Source organism: Blastococcus capsensis, assembly GCF_030165005.1.
Classification (GTDB): domain Bacteria; phylum Actinomycetota; class Actinomycetes; order Mycobacteriales; family Geodermatophilaceae; genus Blastococcus; species Blastococcus capsensis.
The window spans coordinates 79483-99874 of sequence record NZ_JASNNW010000006.1 but is presented as its reverse complement, the minus strand read 5'-3'; the positions used below and the strand labels follow the sequence as shown (position 1 = coordinate 99874).

Sequence of the window (20392 nt, the reverse complement as noted above, 5' to 3'; positions counted from 1 at the left end):
TCGGATTCGCGCGAGTTTGCCGCCCCGCCTCAAGCCTGGCGCCGTCCCTACCGATGACGTGGGGGACGGCCGTGGCCGAGCCGCCACTGTCGATCGACGCCAAGCACATCGGAGGAACTGTTCGTGCGCCGTCTCATCGCCGGCTCCATCGCCTTCTTCGCCATGACGGGGACCGTCCTCGTGCTGCCGGTCTACGCAGCACCGGCCCCGAGCGCCGAGCCGGTCGCGACGTCCTCAGACGTGGTTGCCATGGGCTCCGTGACGGACCCGGCTCCCTCGGCGGAGGTGCAGGCGGGCACGACCGAGACGGTGAGCGGCGTCCCGGACACCGCGCCGACCTTGGCCGTGTCCGAGAGCGGCACCCGGTTCTCCCTCGTCGGTGTCACCTGGGCGCACGATCCCGCGGTCACCGACACGGTGGTGCAGATCCGGGCCAAGGACGACTCCGGCACGTGGGGCGAGTGGACCGAGGTGGAGCCCGAGGTCGGCGGCCAGGACGCGGGCACCGACTCGGGGACGACCGTGCGGGGCGGCACGGAGCCGTTGTGGACCGGCCCGAGCACGGCGGTCGAGGCCGAACTCGTCACCCGATCCGGCGCGCAGCCCACGGACGTCGAGCTCACCCTGGTCGATCCGGGGACCAGCGCGGCCGACGCGGTCCAGGTCAGCCCGGACATCACCGACACCGCGCAGGCCGCCGGGACGATGCCGCCGGTGTACTCGCGGGCACAGTGGGGGGCGGACGAGACCATCCGCACCTGGGACCCCGAGTACCCCGCCACGGTGAAAGCCGCCACGGTGCACCACACGGCCGGCAGCAACGACTATGCGCAGGAGGACGTACCGCGCATCCTCCGCGGCATCTACAGCTACCACACGGTGACCCGGGGCTGGGGCGACATCGGATACAACGTCCTGGTCGACCGGTACGGCCGCATCTGGGAGGGCCGGCACGGCGGACTGGCCAGCACCGTCATCGGCGCGCACGCCGGAGGCTTCAACACCTACACGTTCGGCGTCTCCATGCTCGGCAACTACGACAAGGTCGAGCCAACCTCGGCCATGCTCGACGCGGTCGCCGAGACCATCGCGTGGAAGTTCTCCCTCTACCGGATCGATCCGGGCGGTACCACCACCCTGACCTCGGCGGGCAGCACACGGTACACAGCCGGCACCTCGGTCAGTCTGCCGACGATCTTCGGGCACCGTGACGTGAGCAAGACCAGCTGCCCGGGCCTCTACGGGTACGCCAAGATGGACACGGTCCGGAACCTCGTGGCGGCCAAGCTTCCCGCCTACAGCAATCCGCGAGGTCACCTCGACAGCGTGGCGGTGGGCAGCGAGGCCGTATCGCTCTCCGGATGGGCGTTCGACCCCAACGTCCCCGAGACCGCGCTGGTGGTCCACGTGCACGTCGACGGCCGGCCGGTACGGGGCCTGACCGCCGGTGAGTGGCGCCCCGACGTCGGTGCTGCCTTCCCGGTCGCCGGGTCGCTGCACGGCTTCCGGCTCGTGGTACCGGTCCCTGCAGGAAACCGCCAGGTGTGCGCATTCGGTATCAACCAGGGGATCGGCACGCATCAGAATCTGGGCTGCCGCACCATCGCCGTCCGCGGCGCGCAGGCGGCCCCCAGAGGATCGCTCGACTCGGCGACGGTGTTCGGCAGCGAGGTCCTGGTCCGCGGCTGGGCGCTGGACGACAACCAGCCCACGACCGCGCTCGCCGTCCACCTCTACGTCAACGGAAGGGGTGCGGGAGCCGTCACGGCCGGCGCAGCAAGGCCCGACGTGGCCGGGGCCTTCCCAGGGGCGAGCCCGGCGCGCGGCTTCAGCGCCGTCCTCCAGCTCGGTTCCGGCAGCAACCAGGTCTGTGCCTACGCGATCAACGTCGGTGCCGGCTCCGAGAACCCGCAGCTGGGCTGCCGGACGGTGACCGTGGGCACCGCCTCGCACAGTCCGGTGGGGACGCTGTCGGGTGCGACGGTCGCCGGCCGCATGGTGACGCTGGACGGCTGGTCCGTGGACCCGGATGCCCGGACGAACGCGACGGAGGTGCACGTCTACGTCGACGGCCGCGGTGCGAGCACCGTGGCGGCGGGCACTTCCGTGGCCGCCGCCAGCGCCGCCGGGTACGCACCGTTCGGCGTCGGTACCGCCTCCGGTTACCGGACCGCTCTGGCGGTCGACGCGGGCCGGCACCGCATCTGCGCCTACGGCATCAACGTCGCTACGGGGAGCAACAGGCTGCTGGGGTGCCGTGACGTGACGGTCGCCGCGTCGGCCTGGAACCCCGTCGGCGGCGTCGACGGCGCGGTCGTCGACCGCCGCTACGTGGACGTCCGGGGTTGGGCGCTGGACTTCGACCGGGTGCCATACCCGATCGGCGTCCACCTGTACCTGAACGGCGAGGGTCTCAAGGGTCTGCTGGCGGCGGAACCGCACGCCGACGCGGCGGCGTCGCACCCCGGCGCAGGGGACAGCCACGGCTTCCTGACCAGGATCACGGCACCGGCCGGCACGAACTCTGTCTGCGCCTACGGGATCAACGTCGACCAGGGCACCGGCAACCCGCTGCTGGGCTGCACGACGTTCACCGTGGCGGAGTCCGCCTACAACCCGGAGGGCACGCTGGACGACGCCACCGTGACCGACGGCGTCCTCACGGTGCACGGCTGGACCTACGATCCCGACGTACCGACCTCGTCGATCGACGCGCACGTCTACGTGGACGGGGTCGGCCAGGCCGTGCGGGCCGACGAGGAGCGTCTCGACGTGGCGCTGGCCAACAAGGACGTGGGCGCTTACCACGGTTACCGCTTGTCCGTCGCCCTTGAGCCCGGCAGTCACACGGTCTGCGCCTATGCCATCAACGTCGGGACCGGCACGGACAACACGACCCTCGGCTGCCGGAAGGTGACCGTCTGATGATCCCGGCGATCCATCCCTCCTCACGGCGGGCGCGGTGCGCCGCCGTGCTCACCGCGCTGGCCCTGGTGCTCGGCGCCTCGGTCGCCCTGGCCTGGTCGTCCCCGGCGCAGGCGGCCGGGGAGTACTACCCGGTGCCCAGCAGCGGGTCGTGGACCATCGACGGCCGCGGTTACGGCCACGGCCACGGGATGTCCCAGTGGGGTGCGCAGGGTGCGGCGCTGTCCGGCCTGCCGCACGCCGACATCGTGCGGTTCTACTACCCGGGGACGACGCCGACCGCGATCGGCAACCCGGTGCTCAGGGTGCGGCTGACCGCCACCGCGTCCTCGGCGGTCCGGATCGAGCCGACCGGTGCGCTGGATCTGACCGTCACCGATGAGGCCAGCGGCCTGTCGAAGACCGTCGCGGCCGCCGATTACCGCGTCCTCACCAGCGGGAGCAAGCAGACCCTGCAGGTGCTCACCGGCTCCACGTGGACCGGGTATTCGCTGGGCGGCTCGGGAGCCTACGACGGGCCCATCGCGTTCCGCACGGCCGACGGTGTCACCGTCTTCGCGCCGAACGGGACGGCACGGAACTACCGCGGTCTCGTCAAGGTGGTCCGGACCGCCGCCGACTCCAGCACGGCGGTGAACCACGTGTCGATGGAGGAGTACCTCAAGGGCGTCGTCCCGAGGGAGTCCCCGTCCTGGTTCGAGCCCGCGGCGCTCGAGGCCCAGGCCATCGCCGCCCGGAGCTACTCGCACTGGGACGCGCAGACGCCCAGCGCCGCGGCCTGGGACATCTGCGACACGACGGCCTGCCAGGTCTACGGCGGGCGCAGTTACCGGTCCGGCCCGGAGGCGACGTGGCAGGTGCTGGAGTACGAGCGCACGAACGCCGCGGTGGCGGCCACCGCCGGCACCGCCCTCTACTACAACGGCAGTCCGGCGTTCACCCAGTTCAGCGCCTCGAACGGAGGAGCGTCCTCCGCCGGGAGCCAGCCCTACCTGGGCCGGTTCGCCGACCCGTACGACGGTGTCGACGGCCGCAACACCAACCACCGGTGGAGCACCACGCTGTCGGCGGCCTACCTGCAGGAGCGCTACCCGGCCGTCGGGACCCTGCGGGGCATCCGCGTTCTCTCCCGGGAGGGCCTGGGGGAGTGGGGGGGCCGGATCACCTCCATGGAGCTGGTCGGCAGCTCGGCGACCGTCAAGGTCGGCGCCCGATTGAACCTCAAGTCCACCTGGTGGCAACCCCGGGACGGCAACGCCCCGGTCGGGTACGTCGACTCGGTCACCGTCGATCAGCAGACGGTGGCCGTGGCCGGCTGGACGTACGACCCGAACCAGCCGACGACCGTTCTGCAGGCGCACGTCTACGTCGACGGGGTGGGCGCGGCGGTCCTGCATGCCGGGGAGAGCCGGCCCGACGTCGGGGCCGCCTTCCCGGATGCGGGCCCCGCGCACGGCTTCTCGGCCCGGCTGACCCTCGAGCCCGGTCGCCACGAGTTGTGCGTCTACGCCATCAACGTGGGGCCCGGTGGCAACACGACGCTCGCCTGTCGCGTGGTCGACATCGAGGACCCAGCCGTCCACAACCCCAAGGGGAACCTGGATTCGGCGAGCGTGCGGTGGTCGACCGTGACCGTCCGCGGCTGGTCCTTCGATCCGGACGCGCCGACGGCGCCGGTCGACGTGCACGTCTACGTGGACGGTCGGGCCACGGCCGGACTGGTGGCGGACCGGTCACGACCGGACGTCGGCAGCGCCTACCCGGAGGCGGGCGGCGCGCACGGATTCAGCTGGTCGGGCACCCTGTCGCCCGGCTCGCACCGGATCTGCGCCTACGCCCTCAATCAGGCCGCCGGGACGGGCAATCCTGCTCTGGGCTGTCGCACGGTCACCATCGCCCAGCCCGATCCGGTCGGCAGGCTCGACGCGGTGACGGCCTCGGGAGCCACCGTGACTGCCGGTGGTTGGGCCTTCGACCCGGACGTGCTGGCGACTGCACTGAAGGTGCACGTGTACGTGGACGGTCGCGGGGTCGGCGGGGTCGTGGCGAACGGGTCGCGACCCGACGTCGGCCGGGTGTACCCGGAGGCGGGCAGCGCACGTGGATTCACCTGGTCGGGCACCCTGTCGGCCGGCTCGCACCGGGTGTGCGCCTACGCGATCAACGAGGGCGCGGGGACGGCGAACTCGCTGCTGGGCTGCCGCTCGGTCTCGGTCGACGACCAGTCGAAGAGCAATCCCGTGGGGGCATTGGACGCGGTGACGGTGTCGGGATCGACGCTGACCGCCTGGGGTTGGACGTTCGACCCGGACGTGCCGTCGGCCCCGCTGCTCGCACACGTCTACGTGGACGGGCGCGGAATCGCCGAGCTCGTGGCCGACGGTCGGCGACCGGACGTCGGGCAGGCGTACCCGGCCGCTGGCGGTTCGCACGGCTTCACCTGGTCGGGAACGCTGTCTCCCGGTGCCCACCAGGTGTGCGTGTACGCGATCAACCAGGGAGCGGGCTCCGGCAATCCCCGGTTGGGTTGCCGGACGGTCACGGTGAGCTGATCGGGCGGGGCGTCGAGCCGATCGGCAGGACGCCCCGGAACCGCGGAGGCCTCATGGCCCGTTCAGCCGGCACGGGCCCGCTCGTACGCGCGGCGGGTCAGTTCGGCTGTCGCGGTCCAGGTGTAGCCCGCCGTCACCGCCTGGCGTCTGCGGCGCCGTTCCGGCTCCTCCGTCCCGGTCCAGCGCTGTGCGAGCGCCTCGGCCAGCGCAGTCACGTCGGAGAGAGGGACGAGCCGGGCGAGGTCGGGGTCGGTGCCGACGATCTCCCGGGTCGTGGGGATGTCGCTGGCCACGACCGGCACGCCGGCCGCGAACGCCTCCAGGGGCGGCAGACCGAAGCCCTCGTAGCGCGACGGGAACACCATGGCCTCCGCTCCGGCCACGACGGACCGGAGGTCGGCGTCGTCGAGGTAGCCCAGCCGCAGCACGCGACCGGTGAGCGCCTCCGGGATCCGGACGTCCGGGCCCCATCCCACCGGCCCGGCGAGCGCGAGCACCGGCCCGTCCGGGTCCTCGGCAGCGGCGATCGTGAACGCCCGCAGCAGGAAATCGAGGTTCTTCCTCGGCTCGAGGGTGCCCACGAAGAGGAGATACGGGCGATCGAGGCCCAGTTCCTGACGGCGGTGCCCTGCGAGGGGGACCGCTGCCGACCAGGCCGGGTCGACGCCGAGCGGCGTGACCTGCACCCGATCGGGCGAAAGCCGGTACTCCTCCTGGAGGTCCTCGGCCACCGACGGGCTGGGAACGCACACCATCCGCGCCCGAGCCAGGCTTCGGGGCACCAGTTCGCGCAGACGCGCGGAGTCGGCCGAGACCGTGTCGCGGTACCTGAGATAGGCCAGATCGTGCACGGTCACGACGCCGGCTGCCCGGCTCGGTGGGAGGACGAAGTTCGTGCCGTGGAACAGATCGATCCGGCCGCACAGCAGCTCGACCGGCGGCCACTCGGCCCGTCGCCAGAGCTCGCGCAGCATGCGCGCCGGCACGGGTCGCGACCGAGCCGGCACACCGGGCGGCACGGCGTCCGCCAGGTCGCCGGATCCGCGGAGCGTGAAAGCGGTGGCGATCAGTTCGTCGCCTGGCGTGCGGGCGGATAATTCCGCGGCCAGCTGCAGGACATAGCGACCGATACCGGTCCGGCGCCCGAGGAGAGGCGTGGCGTCCAGGCCGATTCTCACGCCGCCGAAGCTACGCGATGCGACGGGTCGGCCCCCCCGCCTAGTACCATCTGTACGTCGCCCGTCCGGGTGACGGGATGTTCGGGCCCGGGAGGATCTGATTTCTCAGTTCGTTGCTGCCTTCGGCAACCGCGAGCTCCTGGGCAACCTGGTTCTGCGAGAGCTGCGGGGCAAGTACAAGGGGACAGCACTCGGCTGGTTCTGGTCCCTGCTCAATCCGCTGGCCGCGACGCTCATCTTCACCGTCGTCTTCGGCGCGATCCTGCGGATCACGCCCACGGTCGGGGTGGACGGGCTGCAGAACTACACGCTGTTCCTGCTGTGCGCGCTGCTGCCGTGGAACTACTTCAGCGGCGTGGTGAACGGCGGGATGGGGGCGCTCACGGGCAACGCCAACCTCATCAAGAAGACCGCGTTCCCGCGCCAGCACCTGGTCCTCGCCGCATCCGCGGCCCTCTTCGTGACCTTCACCATCGAGATGGCGGTGCTCCTGCTCGCCCTGGTGGTCTTCGGGGTGAATCCCCTGCTGTGGATCGTGCCGACGCTCGTCCTGATGGTGCTGTTGGCGGTGTTCGCGACCGGGCTCGGGCTCGTCTTCGCCGTCGCCAACGTCTACTTCCGTGACTCGGCCCATTTCGTCGCCATCGGGCTGCAGGTGCTCTTCTACGCGACCCCGGTGATCTACCCGATCACTCTGGTGCAGGACGTCTCACCGGATTCGCTCGTGGCGCGGTTCCACATCGATTCCCTGTACTTCGCCAACCCGTTGGTGCACTACGTGGAAGCCTTCCGGGACCTGCTCTACGAGCAGGCGGTCCCGAGCCTGACCACGATCGCCGTCGTGGTGGGGTGCGCGATCGCCTCGCTCTGGCTCGGCCTGGCAGTCTTCAACCGCTTCTCCGGCCGTCTCGCCGAAGAACTGTGAACGTGATCAGGCATGGGTGACATCGCCGTGGAGACCTCCGGGGTCTCCAAGAGGTTCCGGCTCTACCACGAGCGCAACCAGTCGCTGAAGGCCGCCTTCATGCGTGGTCGACGGGCCAAGTTCGAGGAGTTCTGGGCGCTCCAGGACATCGATCTGCAGATCCCGGCGGGCAAGACGTTCGGCCTGATCGGTCACAACGGCTCGGGGAAGAGCACGCTGCTCAAGTGCCTGGCCGGCATCCTCGTGCCCGACCGGGGCAGCATCGGCGTGCACGGCCGGGTCTCGGCTCTCCTGGAGCTGGGGGCAGGCTTCCATCCCGAGCTCTCGGGCCGGGACAACGTGTACCTGAACGGCTCCATCCTCGGCATGTCCAGGAAGCAGATCGACCGGCAGTTCGACGAGATCGTCGACTTCGCCGGGCTCGAGACCTTCATCGACACACCGGTCAAGAACTACTCCTCCGGCATGTACGTCCGTCTCGGCTTCTCCGTGGCGATCAACGTCGACCCCGAGATCCTCATGGTCGACGAGGTGCTCGCCGTGGGGGACGAGTCCTTCCAGCGCAAGTGCATGGAGAAGTTCGCCGACTTCCGGGCGCAGGGCCGGACGGTGATCATCGTCAGCCACGCCCTGGGCACGATGCGCTCGATGTGCGACGAGGTGGCGTGGCTGGACCACGGCAAGCTGCAGGGCGTCGGTCGCCCCTCCGACCTCGTCGACGAATACGTCGGCGCCTCCCACGAGGACCGCACGCAGGCTCCCGGGGATTCGACGTCCTCGGGTGGCTCGCGCTGGGGTTCGCAGGAGATCACCTTGGACGGCGCCGAGCTGCTGTGCGACGGTCGCGTGACCAGCCAGGTCTCCACCGGGGCGGATGTCACCTTCCGGTTGCGCTGGACGGCACCCGAACCGGTCGCGGAGCCGGTGTTCGGGATGGCCATCTACAGCCTGGAGGGGGTGCACGTGACCGGTCCCAACAGCCAGGACGTCGGTCTGTCGACCGGCACCGTGCACGGATCGGGTCACGTCGACGTCCACGTGCCCACGCTGATGCTCACCCCCGGTACCTACCAGGTCACTGCCGCGGTCCTGGATTCCACCGGTACCCACGCCTTCGACCACCGGGACCGCATGTTCCGGTTCGACGTCACGGCGGGGCATCCCCGCGACCGCTACGGGGTCGTCTCCCTCGGCGGGTCATGGGACGTGGCAGTGGACCGGGCTCCCGTCACGTGATCGCACGACCGGTCCGGTCCGCGGTGTCCGTGCCGCTGCTCCGGGTCCGGCCGCCCCGACGGGCCGCCCCCCGACGGGCCGCCCTCCGCGGCGCACAGTTCCCGACCGGCAAGAGGAGAACATGAGCATCGACGCACCGACCGTGACGATCGTCGTCGTCAACTACCGCGGAGCGGACGACACGATCGCATGCCTCGAGGGTATTCGCGGCCTGGACTGGCCAGTGGAGGCGCTCGACGTCGTCGTCGTCGACAACGCCAGCGGTGGCGACGACGTCGCGCGCATCCGCGCCGCCGCTCCCTGGGTGGAGCTGGTCGAGTCCAAGCAGAACCTCGGGTTCGCCGGTGGCTGCAACCTCGGTGCCCGACAGAGCCAGGGTGAGCACCTCGCCTTCGTGAACAACGACGCCCGCCCGGATCGGCAGTTCCTCCGGGAGGCCACGGCGGCCTTGGCCGACCGCGGGGTGGGCGCCGTGGCGGCGAAGGTCGTGGACTGGTCGGGCGAGAAGGTGGACTTCGTCGGAAGTGCGCTGTCCTGGTACGGCCAGGCGTTCAAGATCCACGTCGGCGCCCCGGACGACGGCAGCTACGACGAAGCACGCGACGTCCTCTTCGGCACCGGATCGGCGCTCGTCGTCCGGCGCTCGGCCTTCGAGGAGATCGGTGGCTTCGACGAGCGCTACTTCATGTTCTTCGAGGACGTCGATCTCGGCTGGCGGCTCTGGCTGGCCGGATACCGGGTGCGTTACGCCCCGCGTGCCCGCGTGCTGCACAAGCACCATGCCTCGATGTCCAAGCTCGGCGCCTGGCGGGAGCAGTTCCTGCTGGAGCGCAACGCGCTCTTCACGATCTACAAGAACTACGACGACGACAACCTGGCGCGCTTCCTCGCTCCGGCTCTGGCGCTCGCGGTACGGCGCGGAGTCGTTCTCGGCGGCGCCGACAGCTCGTCCCTCGACCTGGCAGTCACCCCGCCGGCGACGGACGAGTCGGCGACGGAGGAGGTGTCGCGGACCCTGCTGGCCTCGGCGTACGCCGTGGACGGCTTCGTCCGGGAGCTGGCCTCCCTGCGCCGCAGCCGGGAGGAGATCCAGGCGCGGCGTCAGCGCAGCGACGGTGAGATCGTGCGGTTGTTCGGTCAGCCGCTGGTGCCCAACATCCCGAATCCGGAGTTCGTCGGCGACTTCCAGACGATCAGCGATGCCTTCGCCGTCGACGTCCCGTTCCGGAATCGCCGCCGCGTGCTCGTGCTGACCGGCGACACGCTGGCCAGCCGGATGGCCGGGCCGGCGATCCGTGCGTTCCACATCGCGAAGGCTCTGTCCGGCGAGCATGACGTGGTGCTCGCCACCACGGCCGGTTGCGACCTCGTCCGGTCGGAGTTCGAGACCCGCCACATACCCGGTCAGCAGGTCATGGCGGAGCTGGAGCGCTGGGCGGACGTCATCGTCTTCCAGGGCTACCTGATGCACGAGTACCCGGTGCTCCGGTCCAGCACCAAGCCGATCGTCGTCGACATGTACGACCCCTTCCACCTCGAGCAGTTGGAGCAGGCGAAGGACCTGGGCGAGGAGCGCCGCCGCGAGGTCGTCCAATCGGCCACCGCCGTGCTCAACGAGCAGATCGCCCGGGGTGACTTCTTCCTCTGTGCCTCCGACAAGCAGCGGGACTTCTGGCTGGGGCAGATGGCCGCGATCGGCCGGGTCAACCCCGCGGTCTACGACCGCGACGAGACGCTCGAGTCGTTGATCTCCATCGTGCCCTTCGGCGTGGAGAACGAGCCCCCGGTGTCCACGGGGCGCGCGGTGAAGGGCGTCATCCCGGGGATCGAGGAGGACGCCAAGGTCGTCCTGTGGGGTGGGGGGATCTACAACTGGTTCGATCCGCTCACGCTCATCCGCGCCATGGCCCTGGTCAAGGAGCGCGTGCCACAGGCCCGGCTGCTCTTCATGGGCGTGAAGCACCCGAACCCGGCCGTGCCGGAGATGCGGATGGCGGTCCAGGCCCAGGGACTGGCGGAGGAACTGGGGCTGCTCGGCAGCGTGGTGATCTTCAACCACGAGTGGGTGCCGTACGAACAGCGGCAGAACTTCCTGCTGGAGAGCGACATCGGGGTGAGCACCCATCTCGACCACGTGGAGACCGCGTTCTCCTTCCGCACCCGCATCCTCGACTACATGTGGACCTCCCTGCCGGTGGTGTGCACCCAGGGGGACTCGCTCGCCGCTCTCATCGAGCAGCGCGACCTCGGGCAGACGGTGCCGCCGGGCGACGTCGACCGGTTGGCCGACGTCCTCGTGAGCCTGTTGACCGACGAGGCGCTCAGTGCTCGCTACCGGGCCAATCTGTCCGGCATCGTTCCCGAGTACCAGTGGTCCCGCGTGCTGGAGCCGCTGATCTCGTTCTGCCGCGACCCCCGCCGCGCCGACGACCTCCTGGACGCCTCCGGGCGGCTGGAGCTCACCTCCGGCGTGCGCGTGGTGCCACCGCCGTGGAAGGGGGTGCACGGCGACCTGGCCCTGATCCGCAACTACCTGAAGGAGGGCGGGCCGCGGTTGCTGGCGCAGAAGGTCGGTGCCCGAGCCGTCCGGGTGGCGCGCGGCCAGCTCCGCCGCCGGCGGTGATCGGTGAGGGAGTGCACGCCTGACTCGCCGCGAACTCTCTCCTCGGACTACGCGGCGTCCTACTACGACGGGCATTCGGGGCCGCCCTACACCTATGAGCAGCCGCATTGGCGGACGTTCTTCGGGGGAGTGGCCGATGCGGTGGTGGCCACCCTCGCGCCGTCCAGCGTCTACGACGCCGGATGTGGGATCGGCCTGCTCGTCCGCGCGCTGGCCGAGCGGGGCGTGGACGCACGGGGCGGGGACATCTCCGAGTTCGCGGTGGCCGGAGCCCCCGAGGGTCTCCGGGAGCGGCTGGAGGTCCACGACCTGGCCCAGCCCCTGTCCCAGCGCTACGACCTCGTCTGCTGCATCGAGGTGCTCGAGCACATGTCGCCGGTGGACGCCGCACAGGCGATCGCCAACATCTGTGCCGCGACGGACACCGTGCTGTTCTCCTCGACCCCCGACGACTTCGCCCAGCCCACCCACGTCAACGTCCGGTCCGCCGCCTCGTGGGCGCAGGACTTCGCCCGCCACGGGTTCTTCCGCCGGACGGACGTCGACGCATCGTTCCTCTCGCCGTGGGCGGTCCTCTTCCAGCGGCAGCCGCTGACTGCTCCCCAGGTGGCCGGCGGTTACGAGTCGGTCCTCGCGCCACTGTGGCGGGAAGTGCTCGCCAAGCGCGAGGCTCTGCTGGCTGCGCAACGTGAACTGGATGCCCTGCGGAGCGGCACCGACACCGAGCGCACGGTGCTGCGGCAACAGGTCGACGAGCTCACCCGGCTGAGGGACCGGGCCGTTCAGGAGCGGGAGGACGTCGCCGCCGACCGCGACCGGCTGATCGACGCGGTGTCCCGCGTGCGCGAGGGAGGCGACGAGCGCGACTCCCTGGCGAGGCTGGCGCTGGTCGATGAGCTGATCGGGCTGCGGGCCCAGCTCGCCCAGGCCCGGATCCTCGCCGAGAACGCGCGGACCCAGGCGCAGGCCGAGGCGCTGGCCGAGGCGCGGGCCCAGGTGCAGGCCGAGGCGCAAGCCGCCGAGCAGGTGGAGGTGGCGAAGGTGCGCGAGGACCTCGTCGCCGTCCACGCCGACCTGCACCACAGCCGTCTGCAGGAACAGCGCTTGCGCGCCGAGCTCGACGAGACCGTCCGCGCCCACCAGAGAGAGCTGGAGCTGATCCGGCAGAGCAGTACCTGGAAGGCCGGCCGCGCACTGCTGACTCCCGTCGTCCTCGCCCGCAGGGTTCGCCGGCCCCGATGACGAAGGCCTGCGCCTCCGGGTCGGGCGACCCGCCGCTGTTCACCGTCCTCGTGCCGGTCTACCGGACGCAGCCGGAGCACCTGCGCGCCATGGTGGAGTCGGTGCTGGTCCAGACGGAGCCGTCGTGGGAACTCGTGCTCGTCGACGACGGCTCGGGGGACGCGGAGCTCACCGCGGCGCTGGCCGAGCATGCAGCGCGGGACGCGCGGGTGCGGACCGAGGTGCTGGCGACCAACTCGGGCATCGTCGCGGCGAGCGCACGCGGCCTGGCCGTGGCCCGCGGGACGTTCGTCGCACTTCTGGACCACGACGACCTGCTGGTCCCGGACGCGCTGGAGGTGGTCGGCCGAGCCGCAGCGGCCCACCCGGTCGCCGACGTCTTCTACAGCGACGAGGACCAGTTGCACGACGACGGGCACCTGCACAACGTCTTCCGGAAGCCGGACTTCTCTCCCGAGCGACTCCGGGGACAGATGTACCTGGGGCATCTGGTGACCTACCGGCGCAGCCTCCTCACCGAGGTGGGCGGCTTCCGGGACGGCTTCGACGGCAGCCAGGACTACGACCTCGCACTCCGGGCCACCGAGCGGGCCCGGGAGGTGGTGCACATCCCGGAGGTGCTCTACCACTGGCGGATCCACGAACGCTCGGTCTCGCAGCGCAGCGACAACAGCGCCGTCTTCGCAGCGGCCCGGCGCGCCCTCACGGAGCACCTGGCCCGGGTGGGGATCGAGGGAACGGTGGAGCAGGTGCACCCGGTCGGGGTCTACCGGATCCGACGCGTGCTCCGGAAGGCACCGTTCGTGAGCATCATCGTGCCGACGCGCGGCTCCCGCTCCGTGGTGCAGGGACGCGAGCGCTGTCTCGTGGTGGAGGCGGTCCGCTCGGTGGTGGACCGGTCGACCTATCCGCACTACGAGATCGTCGTCGTGGCCGACACGGTGACTCCGGCCGAGGTCCGCCGGCAACTGGTCGACCTGGCACCGACCCGCGTGCGGATGGTGGAGTACCGCGGCGTCTTCGACTACTCCGCGAAGATCAACGTCGGTGTTCACCATGCTCGTGGTGACCTGCTGCTCTCGTTGAACGACGACACCGAGGTGCTCACCCCGGACTGGCTCGAGACCATGGTGGGGCTGCTCGCTGCGGACGTCGGGCTGGTGGGGGCGAAGCTCCTCTACGAGGACGGCGCGATGCAACACGTCGGCATGCGCTTCGGGCGAGGGCACGTCGTGCACGTCGGCGAGGGCGAACCGGCCGACGCCCCGGGGCCGGTGGGCGACTACCTGGTGGACCGCGAGGTGTCCGGCGTGACCGGGGCCTGCGCGCTGTTCCCCCGCGCGGTCTTCGACGCCGTGGGTGGCCTGAGCCGGATGCTGCCCGTCAACTTCAACGACGTGGACTTCAGCATCAAGATCGCCCAGCAGGGCTATCGGGTCCTGGTCACCCCGCATGCGGTGCTGCACCACTTCGAGTCCCGCTCGCGCACCCGAGAGGTCACGTCCGGAGAGGTGCTCAGCCTGCGCGCTCGCTGGGCCGCGGAGCTCAGCCGGGACCGGTTCTGGCGACACGACACCCCGGGCCTTCCCGCCGAGGGTTGAGGCCGGTCAGCCGGTCCGCCGGCGGCTGCGCAGCGCCCACGGCAGCAGGCGCACCGCGCCCCCGAGCGTTCGCAGCCGCAGCCGGAGGCGCTGCTGGTGGGCGGCGGGGCGGGGCGCACCGGTCAGTCGACGTCCCAGCAGCGAGATCGTGGTGAGCAGGAATCGTGCCCACACCGCCATCGCGGCCGTGGCAGGGGCGCACCGGACGTGCATGAGCAACCGGTTGCGCTCGTTCCAGTAGGCGAAGTCGGCCGACGTCTGGTCGGCGGTTGCGGAGTGCCGGTGGTGCACGACGGCGCTGGGCTCGTAGCGGACCGACCAACCCGCCTGCCGCAGTCGCCAAGACGTGTCGGTGTCCTCGTAGTACAGGAAGAACGGTTCAGGAAAGCCTCCGACGCCGCGGACGGCATCCAGGCGCAGCAACGCCGCGCCCCCGCTGAAGCCGAACACCTCGTCCGGTTCCGGGAACTGGTCGGCCGGCGCCCCGAGTCCGCGGTCGGCGCCGTAGCCGTCGTCGAGCAGCACCACTCCCGCGTTGTTGAGGGTCGGCGGCCGCACGTCGGCCAGGAGCAGCCGCGACGTCACCGCGGCGGCCTCCGGATGGGTGTCGAGCGAGGCGACCAGGTGGGCGAGCCAGTCGGGCTCGGCCACGGCGTCATTGTTGAGCAGCGCGACCAGCGGCGTGTCGACCACCGCCAGGCCGGCTGCGACACCACCGGCGAAGCCGCGGTTCTCGGGGTTCCGCACGACTCGGACGTGCGGGTACCGGTCGGCCAGGAGCTCGGCGGTGCCGTCGGTCGAGGCGTTGTCCACGACGACGACCCGGTGCGGAACGGTCTGCCGGGCGAGGGAGTCCAGGCAGGGGGGCAGGAGGTCGCGCCCCTGCCACGTGACCACCAACACCGTCACCCGGCAGGTCGCCTCCCGGGGGCCGTCGGTCACGCGGCGTCTCCGCGCCGCGATCCCCGCCCGAGGTGGCCGGTCGGTAGAGCGAGGGCGAGAAGCGCCACCAGTGACGCGATGCTGACACCGAAGCCGATGGACTGACCGCGGGGCGTGTAGGTGAACACGACCTCGTGCCTCCCGGCGGCCACGTGCACCGCCCCGAACGCGTGGTCGGCGGCCACTATCGTCGCCTCCCGGCCGTCGACGGTCACGGACCAGTCGTTCTGGATGGAGTCGGCCAGCACGAGGTATCCAGCGCCCTGTGCGTCGACCGTGACCGCGACGGTGTCCCCCGAGTCCTCGACCACGTCCAGCTGCGCCGGCCGGCCGGCCACTTCTTCGCCGGTCGAGGAGAGCACGACCGTGTCAGGAGCGATCGTCTCCCAGGCGACTGCGTCCGCGCGGGCATCGGCGTCCGCGATGACCTCCATCGCGCTGGCCCAGCGGATCCGGGGCAGCCCCGTGGTCCGCTCCCAGACGGCTCCGTCGGCGTCGGACACGAGCCGGAGGCCGTCGTCCTCCGGCCGGATGACCGTGACGGCCGGTACGCCGGCGGCGTCCATCGCAGGCGCCGCGTCGAGGCCCTGCCACGTGAGGCGCAAGGAGAGCGGCCCACGACCGCCGAGGTCCTCGCCGGCGATCGGGACGGATATCGCGGGGGACGGGCGTGGGAGCAGGACCAGTCGCTCCGATCGGGCGAGGGAGTCCCCCTCGTCGTTCAGCACCTCTGCGATCAGGTATCCGGTCGATGCCGGCGCCGCACCGTCGGGGAATTCGAGGGTGACCCCCCGGATCCCTCCCGGCGGCAGCGGTATCTCGACGGGCTGGCGGAGGAGCGGCGCGGCGACCTCACCGCTCCGTATCGGGTCGTCCCGGCCGGGTATCGGGGTGTCGGCATCCGCGACCACGTACCTGACCGCCATGCGGTCCAGGCCCGGTGACTGCCAGAGCGGCAGGTTGAGCCCCGAGCGCGGCCCCCAGTAGGTCGGGCTCAGCCGACCCGTGGGATCGATGCGGTCGATGAGATCGGAGAACGGCTCGGGGAAGAAGACGTGGCCGTTGACGATCCGTATCCCGTAGTAGGCGGTCGCTCCTCCACCCATCGTCACTCCTGACGTGAGCACCCGGTCGTGGCCGACCCGGTCCAGCACGTCGCCGTGCATGTCGGTGACGGGGTAGAAGCGATCCGCCTCCACCTGCGCCCACGCCGGCGCAGCGGCGACGAGGCCCTGTGCGGCCACGAGCGCGGGGACGATGACGAATCCGGCCGCGGCCAGCCTCGGCCACCATTGCCCGACGAGCACGAGGGCGGTCACGGCAGCGACGCAGACCATGGCGACGACGAGCCAGGATTCGATCGGGACGGCGGCGAGCGGTGGCACGTCCCGCCACGGGCCGGTCTCCCGACGGATCCAGATCGCCAGGAGGAGGACGACGAGCCCGAATCCGCTGACCGAGGTGGTGATGACCAACCGGCGTCGTCGTTCCTGATTCAGGGGGTGTGGTCGCAGCAGTGCTTCGGCCCCGAATCCGGCGAGCACCGCACCGGCGAGGAGCATGATCGCGACGAGGCGGCCGATCGGATTGTTCGAGAAGACCGGCAGTCGGCCGATCACGTCGGTGAACGGTGGGACCTGGACGTAGACGAGCAGGAAGGAGACGGCGGCGACCGAGGCGAAGTAGCCGCGCACACCCCGCACGACGTGGGGACCGAGACGGGCAGTCACCGCGAGGACGCAGAGCACCGCCGCGGCGGCCCCGAAGTAGGCGTTGGACTCGATCGGGTTGGTCTCGCTGAAGTACGGGCCCCCGTTGATGCCCCAGGTATGGGGGAAGAGGATCGTCAGCGCCATGCGAGCCGGCAGCAGATGTGTGAACCCACCCTCTCGATAGGAGGTGTCCAGGTCCAGGAACTGCCCGAGGAACACCACGAGCTGGAAGGCCGCCAACCCGATGCCGAGGACGAGACCGAGGGAGAGCCGGCCCAGCTGGGCGAGTGCCGGGCCCCACGAGGTCTCGGAACGGCGGTGGAGAAGGACACGGAGCACGGCGTAGCCGCCCGCCACGTAGAAGCCCCACCCGGTGACGGCGGGGAAGCCGCCGAGAAGAAGGGCGGCGACGGCCAGGGCGACGGGGACGACGCTGCGCAGAGTGCGCAGCTGCAGTGATCGTTCCACTGCCCAGAACAGCCAGGGCAACATGGCCGCGACGGCTGCGTGCGGCCAGTTGGTCCACGCGACCATGAATCCCGACGAGGCGTAGACCATGCCGGCCAGCCAGGATGCATGGCGTCCGAGCCCCACGCGGCGGAGGAACATGGCCGTTCCCGCTGCGGCGACGACGAGGACGGTGAGCCGCTCCCAGCCGGGGGCCAGATCGGTCGGCAGCACCCACCAGGCCACTGCCGTCGGGGCCAGGAGTCCGAAGTTCGGCACGCTGCCGAGTTCGCTGCCGCCGCCCTGGAGCGATGACCAGCCCGGAAGGTCACCCGCGCGGACCCGCTCGACCATCTCGGCCCGGCTGGGGATGACGACGTCGACCGTGTCCCCGACGTAGATGTTCTCCGGGAGCACGGGCTCGAAGTGGTCGGCGCTCCACGGGGCGTTGTTGAGCAGCAGGCCGCCGCCGTAGAAGGATGTGCGGCCGATCAGAGAGGTGCCCAGGGTCACGGCCACGAAGACGACGGCGGTGAGCACCATGACCGCGGTCAGGCCGCGGGCGGCGAGCAGTCCGGGACCCCTGGGGTGCCCGTGTGCGTCGACGGCGGCGATGTCGCGGGTCGGTGGCGCGCTGCTCATGCTCTCCTCGGGGGCGCCGGCTGTCGTGGACTGCGGGGAAGGTGACCGGTGCGCTCGCCGGTAGCGGTGTCACGGTAATCGACGGTTTCTCCGTGGTCGCGGCGCCGAGCCCGGGGGTGTCGTCGGTCGGGAGCCGCTCGGGCTGCCGCATGTCGTCAGGATCGTCGGATCGTCACGCGCGACGTCCGGAGGTTCCACGCCCGTCGGGCGGGGGCCCGGAGGGGTGAGGGGCAGGTGCTGCGCCTCGTCCCGCGGGTTGCCGTGCTCGCTCGGGAGGCGTGCGTTCGTCGAGGACGGTCGTGCCCGCCGGACACCCCGTCCGCAGGATCGACGAGGACCCCCGTCGACTCGAACGACGGCGGGCGGGAGCGGCGGAGGACGTGACCGAGGAGCTTCCTGTCGCGAGTGGGGCACGTGGTGCGATCCCGCGCCGGGCCGCTCGCCGGAGCGGTAGCGTCTGAGCACGTGACTGCGGCAGCCAAGCATCTTTCCGTCACTTCGCCGACCCAGCCGACGGGCGAGAACGCCCTCGAGGTCACGATCGTCCTGCCTTGCTACAACGAGGAGGACCACGTCCTCGACGAGATCAAGCGCATCACCACGGCCATGGACGCCAGCGGCTACACCTACGAGCTGCTCGTCATCGACGACAAGTCCACCGACGGGACGCTGGCGGTCCTGGAGGCGGCGCTGCCGACCTTCCCGCACATGCGTCTCATGCCGTTCAGGACCAACGGTGGGTCGGGCACCGCCCGTCGGATCGGGACGCGCGAGGCCTTCGGCCGCATCGTCGTGTGGACCGACGCCGACATGACCTATCCGAACGAGCGGATCCCCGAGTTCGTCCGGTACCTGCACGAGAACGCCGGCGCGGACCAGGTCGTGGGCGCCCGGACCAGCGAGGAGGGGACGCACAAGATCCTGCGCGTGCCGGCCAAGTGGGTGATCCGGAAGGTGGCCGAGAAACTGGCGGCCACCAAGATCCCGGACCTCAACTCGGGACTGCGCGCCTTCCGGCGGGATGTTTCCCTGCCCTACCTACGGCTGCTGCCGCCGGGATTCAGTTGCGTCACGACGATCACGATGTCGTTCCTGTCCAACCAGCATCCGGTGGACTACCTGCCCATCCAGTACGCGAAGCGGTCCGGGACGTCGAAGTTCCACTTCACCAAGGACGCCTACCGCTACATCCTGCAGGTGCTGCGGATGGTGATGTACTTCAACCCGATCAAGGTGCTGATGCCGATCGCGCTCACGCTGCTCGGCCTGTCGTTCGTGAAGGGCGTCATCGACGTCATCCGCTACAACTTCGGCATCACCACGAACGCCGTGCTGCTGTTCATCAGCGGCCTGCTCATCTTCACGCTGGCCCTCCTGGCGGACCTCATCGTGAGGTCGCGCGGCGAGACGTAGGCTTCCGGCGGCTCTGTCGGGCGGAGTCAGCGGAGCGACGCCGTGGCGACGGCCTGCCAGGTCCGCGCGAGCCCCGCCTCGAGGGTGGTGGCCGGAGCCCAGCCGAGCAACCGCCGTGCTGCCGTGACGTCCAGCCAGGTGTGCCGACGGTCGAACGGCCGGTCCCCGGTCAGTGCCACCGGATGCTCCGGTCGGCCCGCGGCGGACAGCACCCGGTCGAGCAGTTCCTGGAGCGTCGTCGGTCGCCCGGACCCCACGTTGAGCACCGGGGGCAGGGGGGTCGTCGAACGGTGGGCCGCCAGAAAGGCCGAGCCGACGTCCTCCACGTAGACGTAGTCCCGGACGGTCGCGGGATCGCCGAACAGTCGTACGGTCTGCCCGGTCAGCAGTGCCTGCAGCCAGTGGCCGACCACTCCCTGGCCGGTACCGAGGCGCTGACCCGGCCCGTACACGTTCGACAGGCGCAGCACGGTCCGCTCCGAGGTGGGTGAGGCCCCCGCCAGGAAGGACTCCTCGACGTCGAGCTTCAGGGCGGCATAGGCCCCGGACCGTGCGGTGGGGGACTGCTCCACGTACGGCGGCTGCTCGCGCGTGTCGTACACCGCTCCTCCGGAGCTCGCCAGCAGGATCCGCTGCCGGCCCGGGAGTGCGCGACGTGCCTCGCCCAGCAGGTGGAAGAGCTCCCGGCTCTCGGCGATCTCCTGGCTCACCGTCGTCGCATCGTTCTCCGCGAGCGCCGGGTTGCTGCGCCCGCTGACGACCACGACGGTGGTCGCGCGCGCGACCTCCGGATCGAGGCGGCCGTGACGGACCGCGGGATCCACGCTGCCTCTGCGTACGGTTCGGAGACCTCGTGCCTCGAGCGCGGCGACGACCGCTCGCCCGATGAAGCCGCCGGCCCCCAGGATCGCCACCGCCGACTCGCCGGTCGCGTCGACCTCATCGTTCGGCATG

The 20392-nt window shown here is 70.8% G+C and carries 12 protein-coding genes; 8 read left to right on the top strand and 4 right to left on the bottom strand.

The features are described 5' to 3' along the window. Nucleotides 1-123 precede the first annotated feature (123 nt). Nucleotides 124-2925, top strand: coding sequence for a peptidoglycan recognition protein family protein (locus QOZ86_RS06505; protein ID WP_284491153.1), 2802 nt, complete (start codon nucleotides 124-126; stop codon nucleotides 2923-2925). Beyond that, nucleotides 2925-5477, top strand: coding sequence for a SpoIID/LytB domain-containing protein (locus QOZ86_RS06500; RefSeq protein WP_284491152.1), 2553 nt, complete (start codon nucleotides 2925-2927; stop codon nucleotides 5475-5477). The genes QOZ86_RS06505 and QOZ86_RS06500 overlap by 1 nt, the downstream gene beginning before the upstream one ends. A 62-nt stretch (nucleotides 5478-5539) precedes the next feature. On the opposite strand, the gene QOZ86_RS06495 is transcribed toward QOZ86_RS06500, so the two are convergent. Next, a complete protein-coding gene (locus tag QOZ86_RS06495) occupies nucleotides 5540-6655 on the bottom strand; it encodes a glycosyltransferase family 4 protein (protein ID WP_284491151.1) in 1116 nt (371 codons plus the stop codon). Between the two features lie 97 nt (nucleotides 6656-6752). Between QOZ86_RS06495 and QOZ86_RS06490 the strand changes: the two genes are divergently transcribed. The 5 genes from QOZ86_RS06490 to QOZ86_RS06470 all read left to right on the top strand — a co-directional run bounded on the left by QOZ86_RS06490 (nucleotide 6753) and on the right by QOZ86_RS06470 (nucleotide 14282). After that, the gene (locus QOZ86_RS06490; protein ID WP_348637953.1) at nucleotides 6753-7580 is read left to right on the top strand and encodes an ABC transporter permease; all 828 of its coding nucleotides are present in this window, start codon (nucleotides 6753-6755) and stop codon (nucleotides 7578-7580) included. Nucleotides 7581-7592: 12 nt separating this feature from the next. Beyond that, nucleotides 7593-8816 (top strand): ABC transporter ATP-binding protein, encoded by a 1224-nt coding sequence (locus tag QOZ86_RS06485; RefSeq protein ID WP_284491150.1) that lies wholly within the window; start codon nucleotides 7593-7595, stop codon nucleotides 8814-8816. Nucleotides 8817-8937: 121 nt separating this feature from the next. Continuing rightward, entirely contained in the window at nucleotides 8938-11439 is a 2502-nt protein-coding gene (locus tag QOZ86_RS06480) for a glycosyltransferase (RefSeq protein WP_284491149.1), read from the top strand. A 3-nt stretch (nucleotides 11440-11442) separates the two neighbouring features. After that, entirely contained in the window at nucleotides 11443-12681 is a 1239-nt protein-coding gene (locus QOZ86_RS06475) for a class I SAM-dependent methyltransferase (protein WP_284491148.1), read from the top strand. After that, entirely contained in the window at nucleotides 12678-14282 is a 1605-nt protein-coding gene (locus tag QOZ86_RS06470) for a glycosyltransferase family 2 protein (RefSeq protein ID WP_284491147.1), read from the top strand. Before QOZ86_RS06475 ends, QOZ86_RS06470 begins: the two co-directional genes overlap by 4 nt. Before the next feature lie 6 nt (nucleotides 14283-14288). On the opposite strand, the gene QOZ86_RS06465 is transcribed toward QOZ86_RS06470, so the two are convergent. Together QOZ86_RS06465 and QOZ86_RS06460 are read right to left on the bottom strand one after the other, a co-directional pair. Then, a complete protein-coding gene (locus QOZ86_RS06465; RefSeq protein ID WP_284491146.1) occupies nucleotides 14289-15224 on the bottom strand; it encodes a glycosyltransferase family 2 protein in 936 nt (311 codons plus the stop codon). Beyond that, on the bottom strand, nucleotides 15221-18025 hold the full coding sequence (locus QOZ86_RS06460) for a YfhO family protein (protein WP_284491145.1): 2805 nt from the start codon (nucleotides 18023-18025) through the stop codon (nucleotides 15221-15223). Before QOZ86_RS06460 ends, QOZ86_RS06465 begins: the two co-directional genes overlap by 4 nt. Nucleotides 18026-18490: 465 nt before the next feature. On the opposite strand from QOZ86_RS06460, the gene QOZ86_RS06455 reads away from it, so the two are divergent. Then, a complete protein-coding gene (locus QOZ86_RS06455) occupies nucleotides 18491-19438 on the top strand; it encodes a glycosyltransferase family 2 protein (protein WP_284491144.1) in 948 nt (315 codons plus the stop codon). Nucleotides 19439-19464: 26 nt separating this feature from the next. On the opposite strand, the gene QOZ86_RS06450 is transcribed toward QOZ86_RS06455, so the two are convergent. Then, nucleotides 19465-20391: an NAD-dependent epimerase/dehydratase family protein gene (locus tag QOZ86_RS06450; protein ID WP_284491143.1), complete on the bottom strand. Its 927-nt coding sequence runs from the start codon at nucleotides 20389-20391 to the stop codon at nucleotides 19465-19467. Nucleotide 20392: the final 1 nt, after the last annotated feature.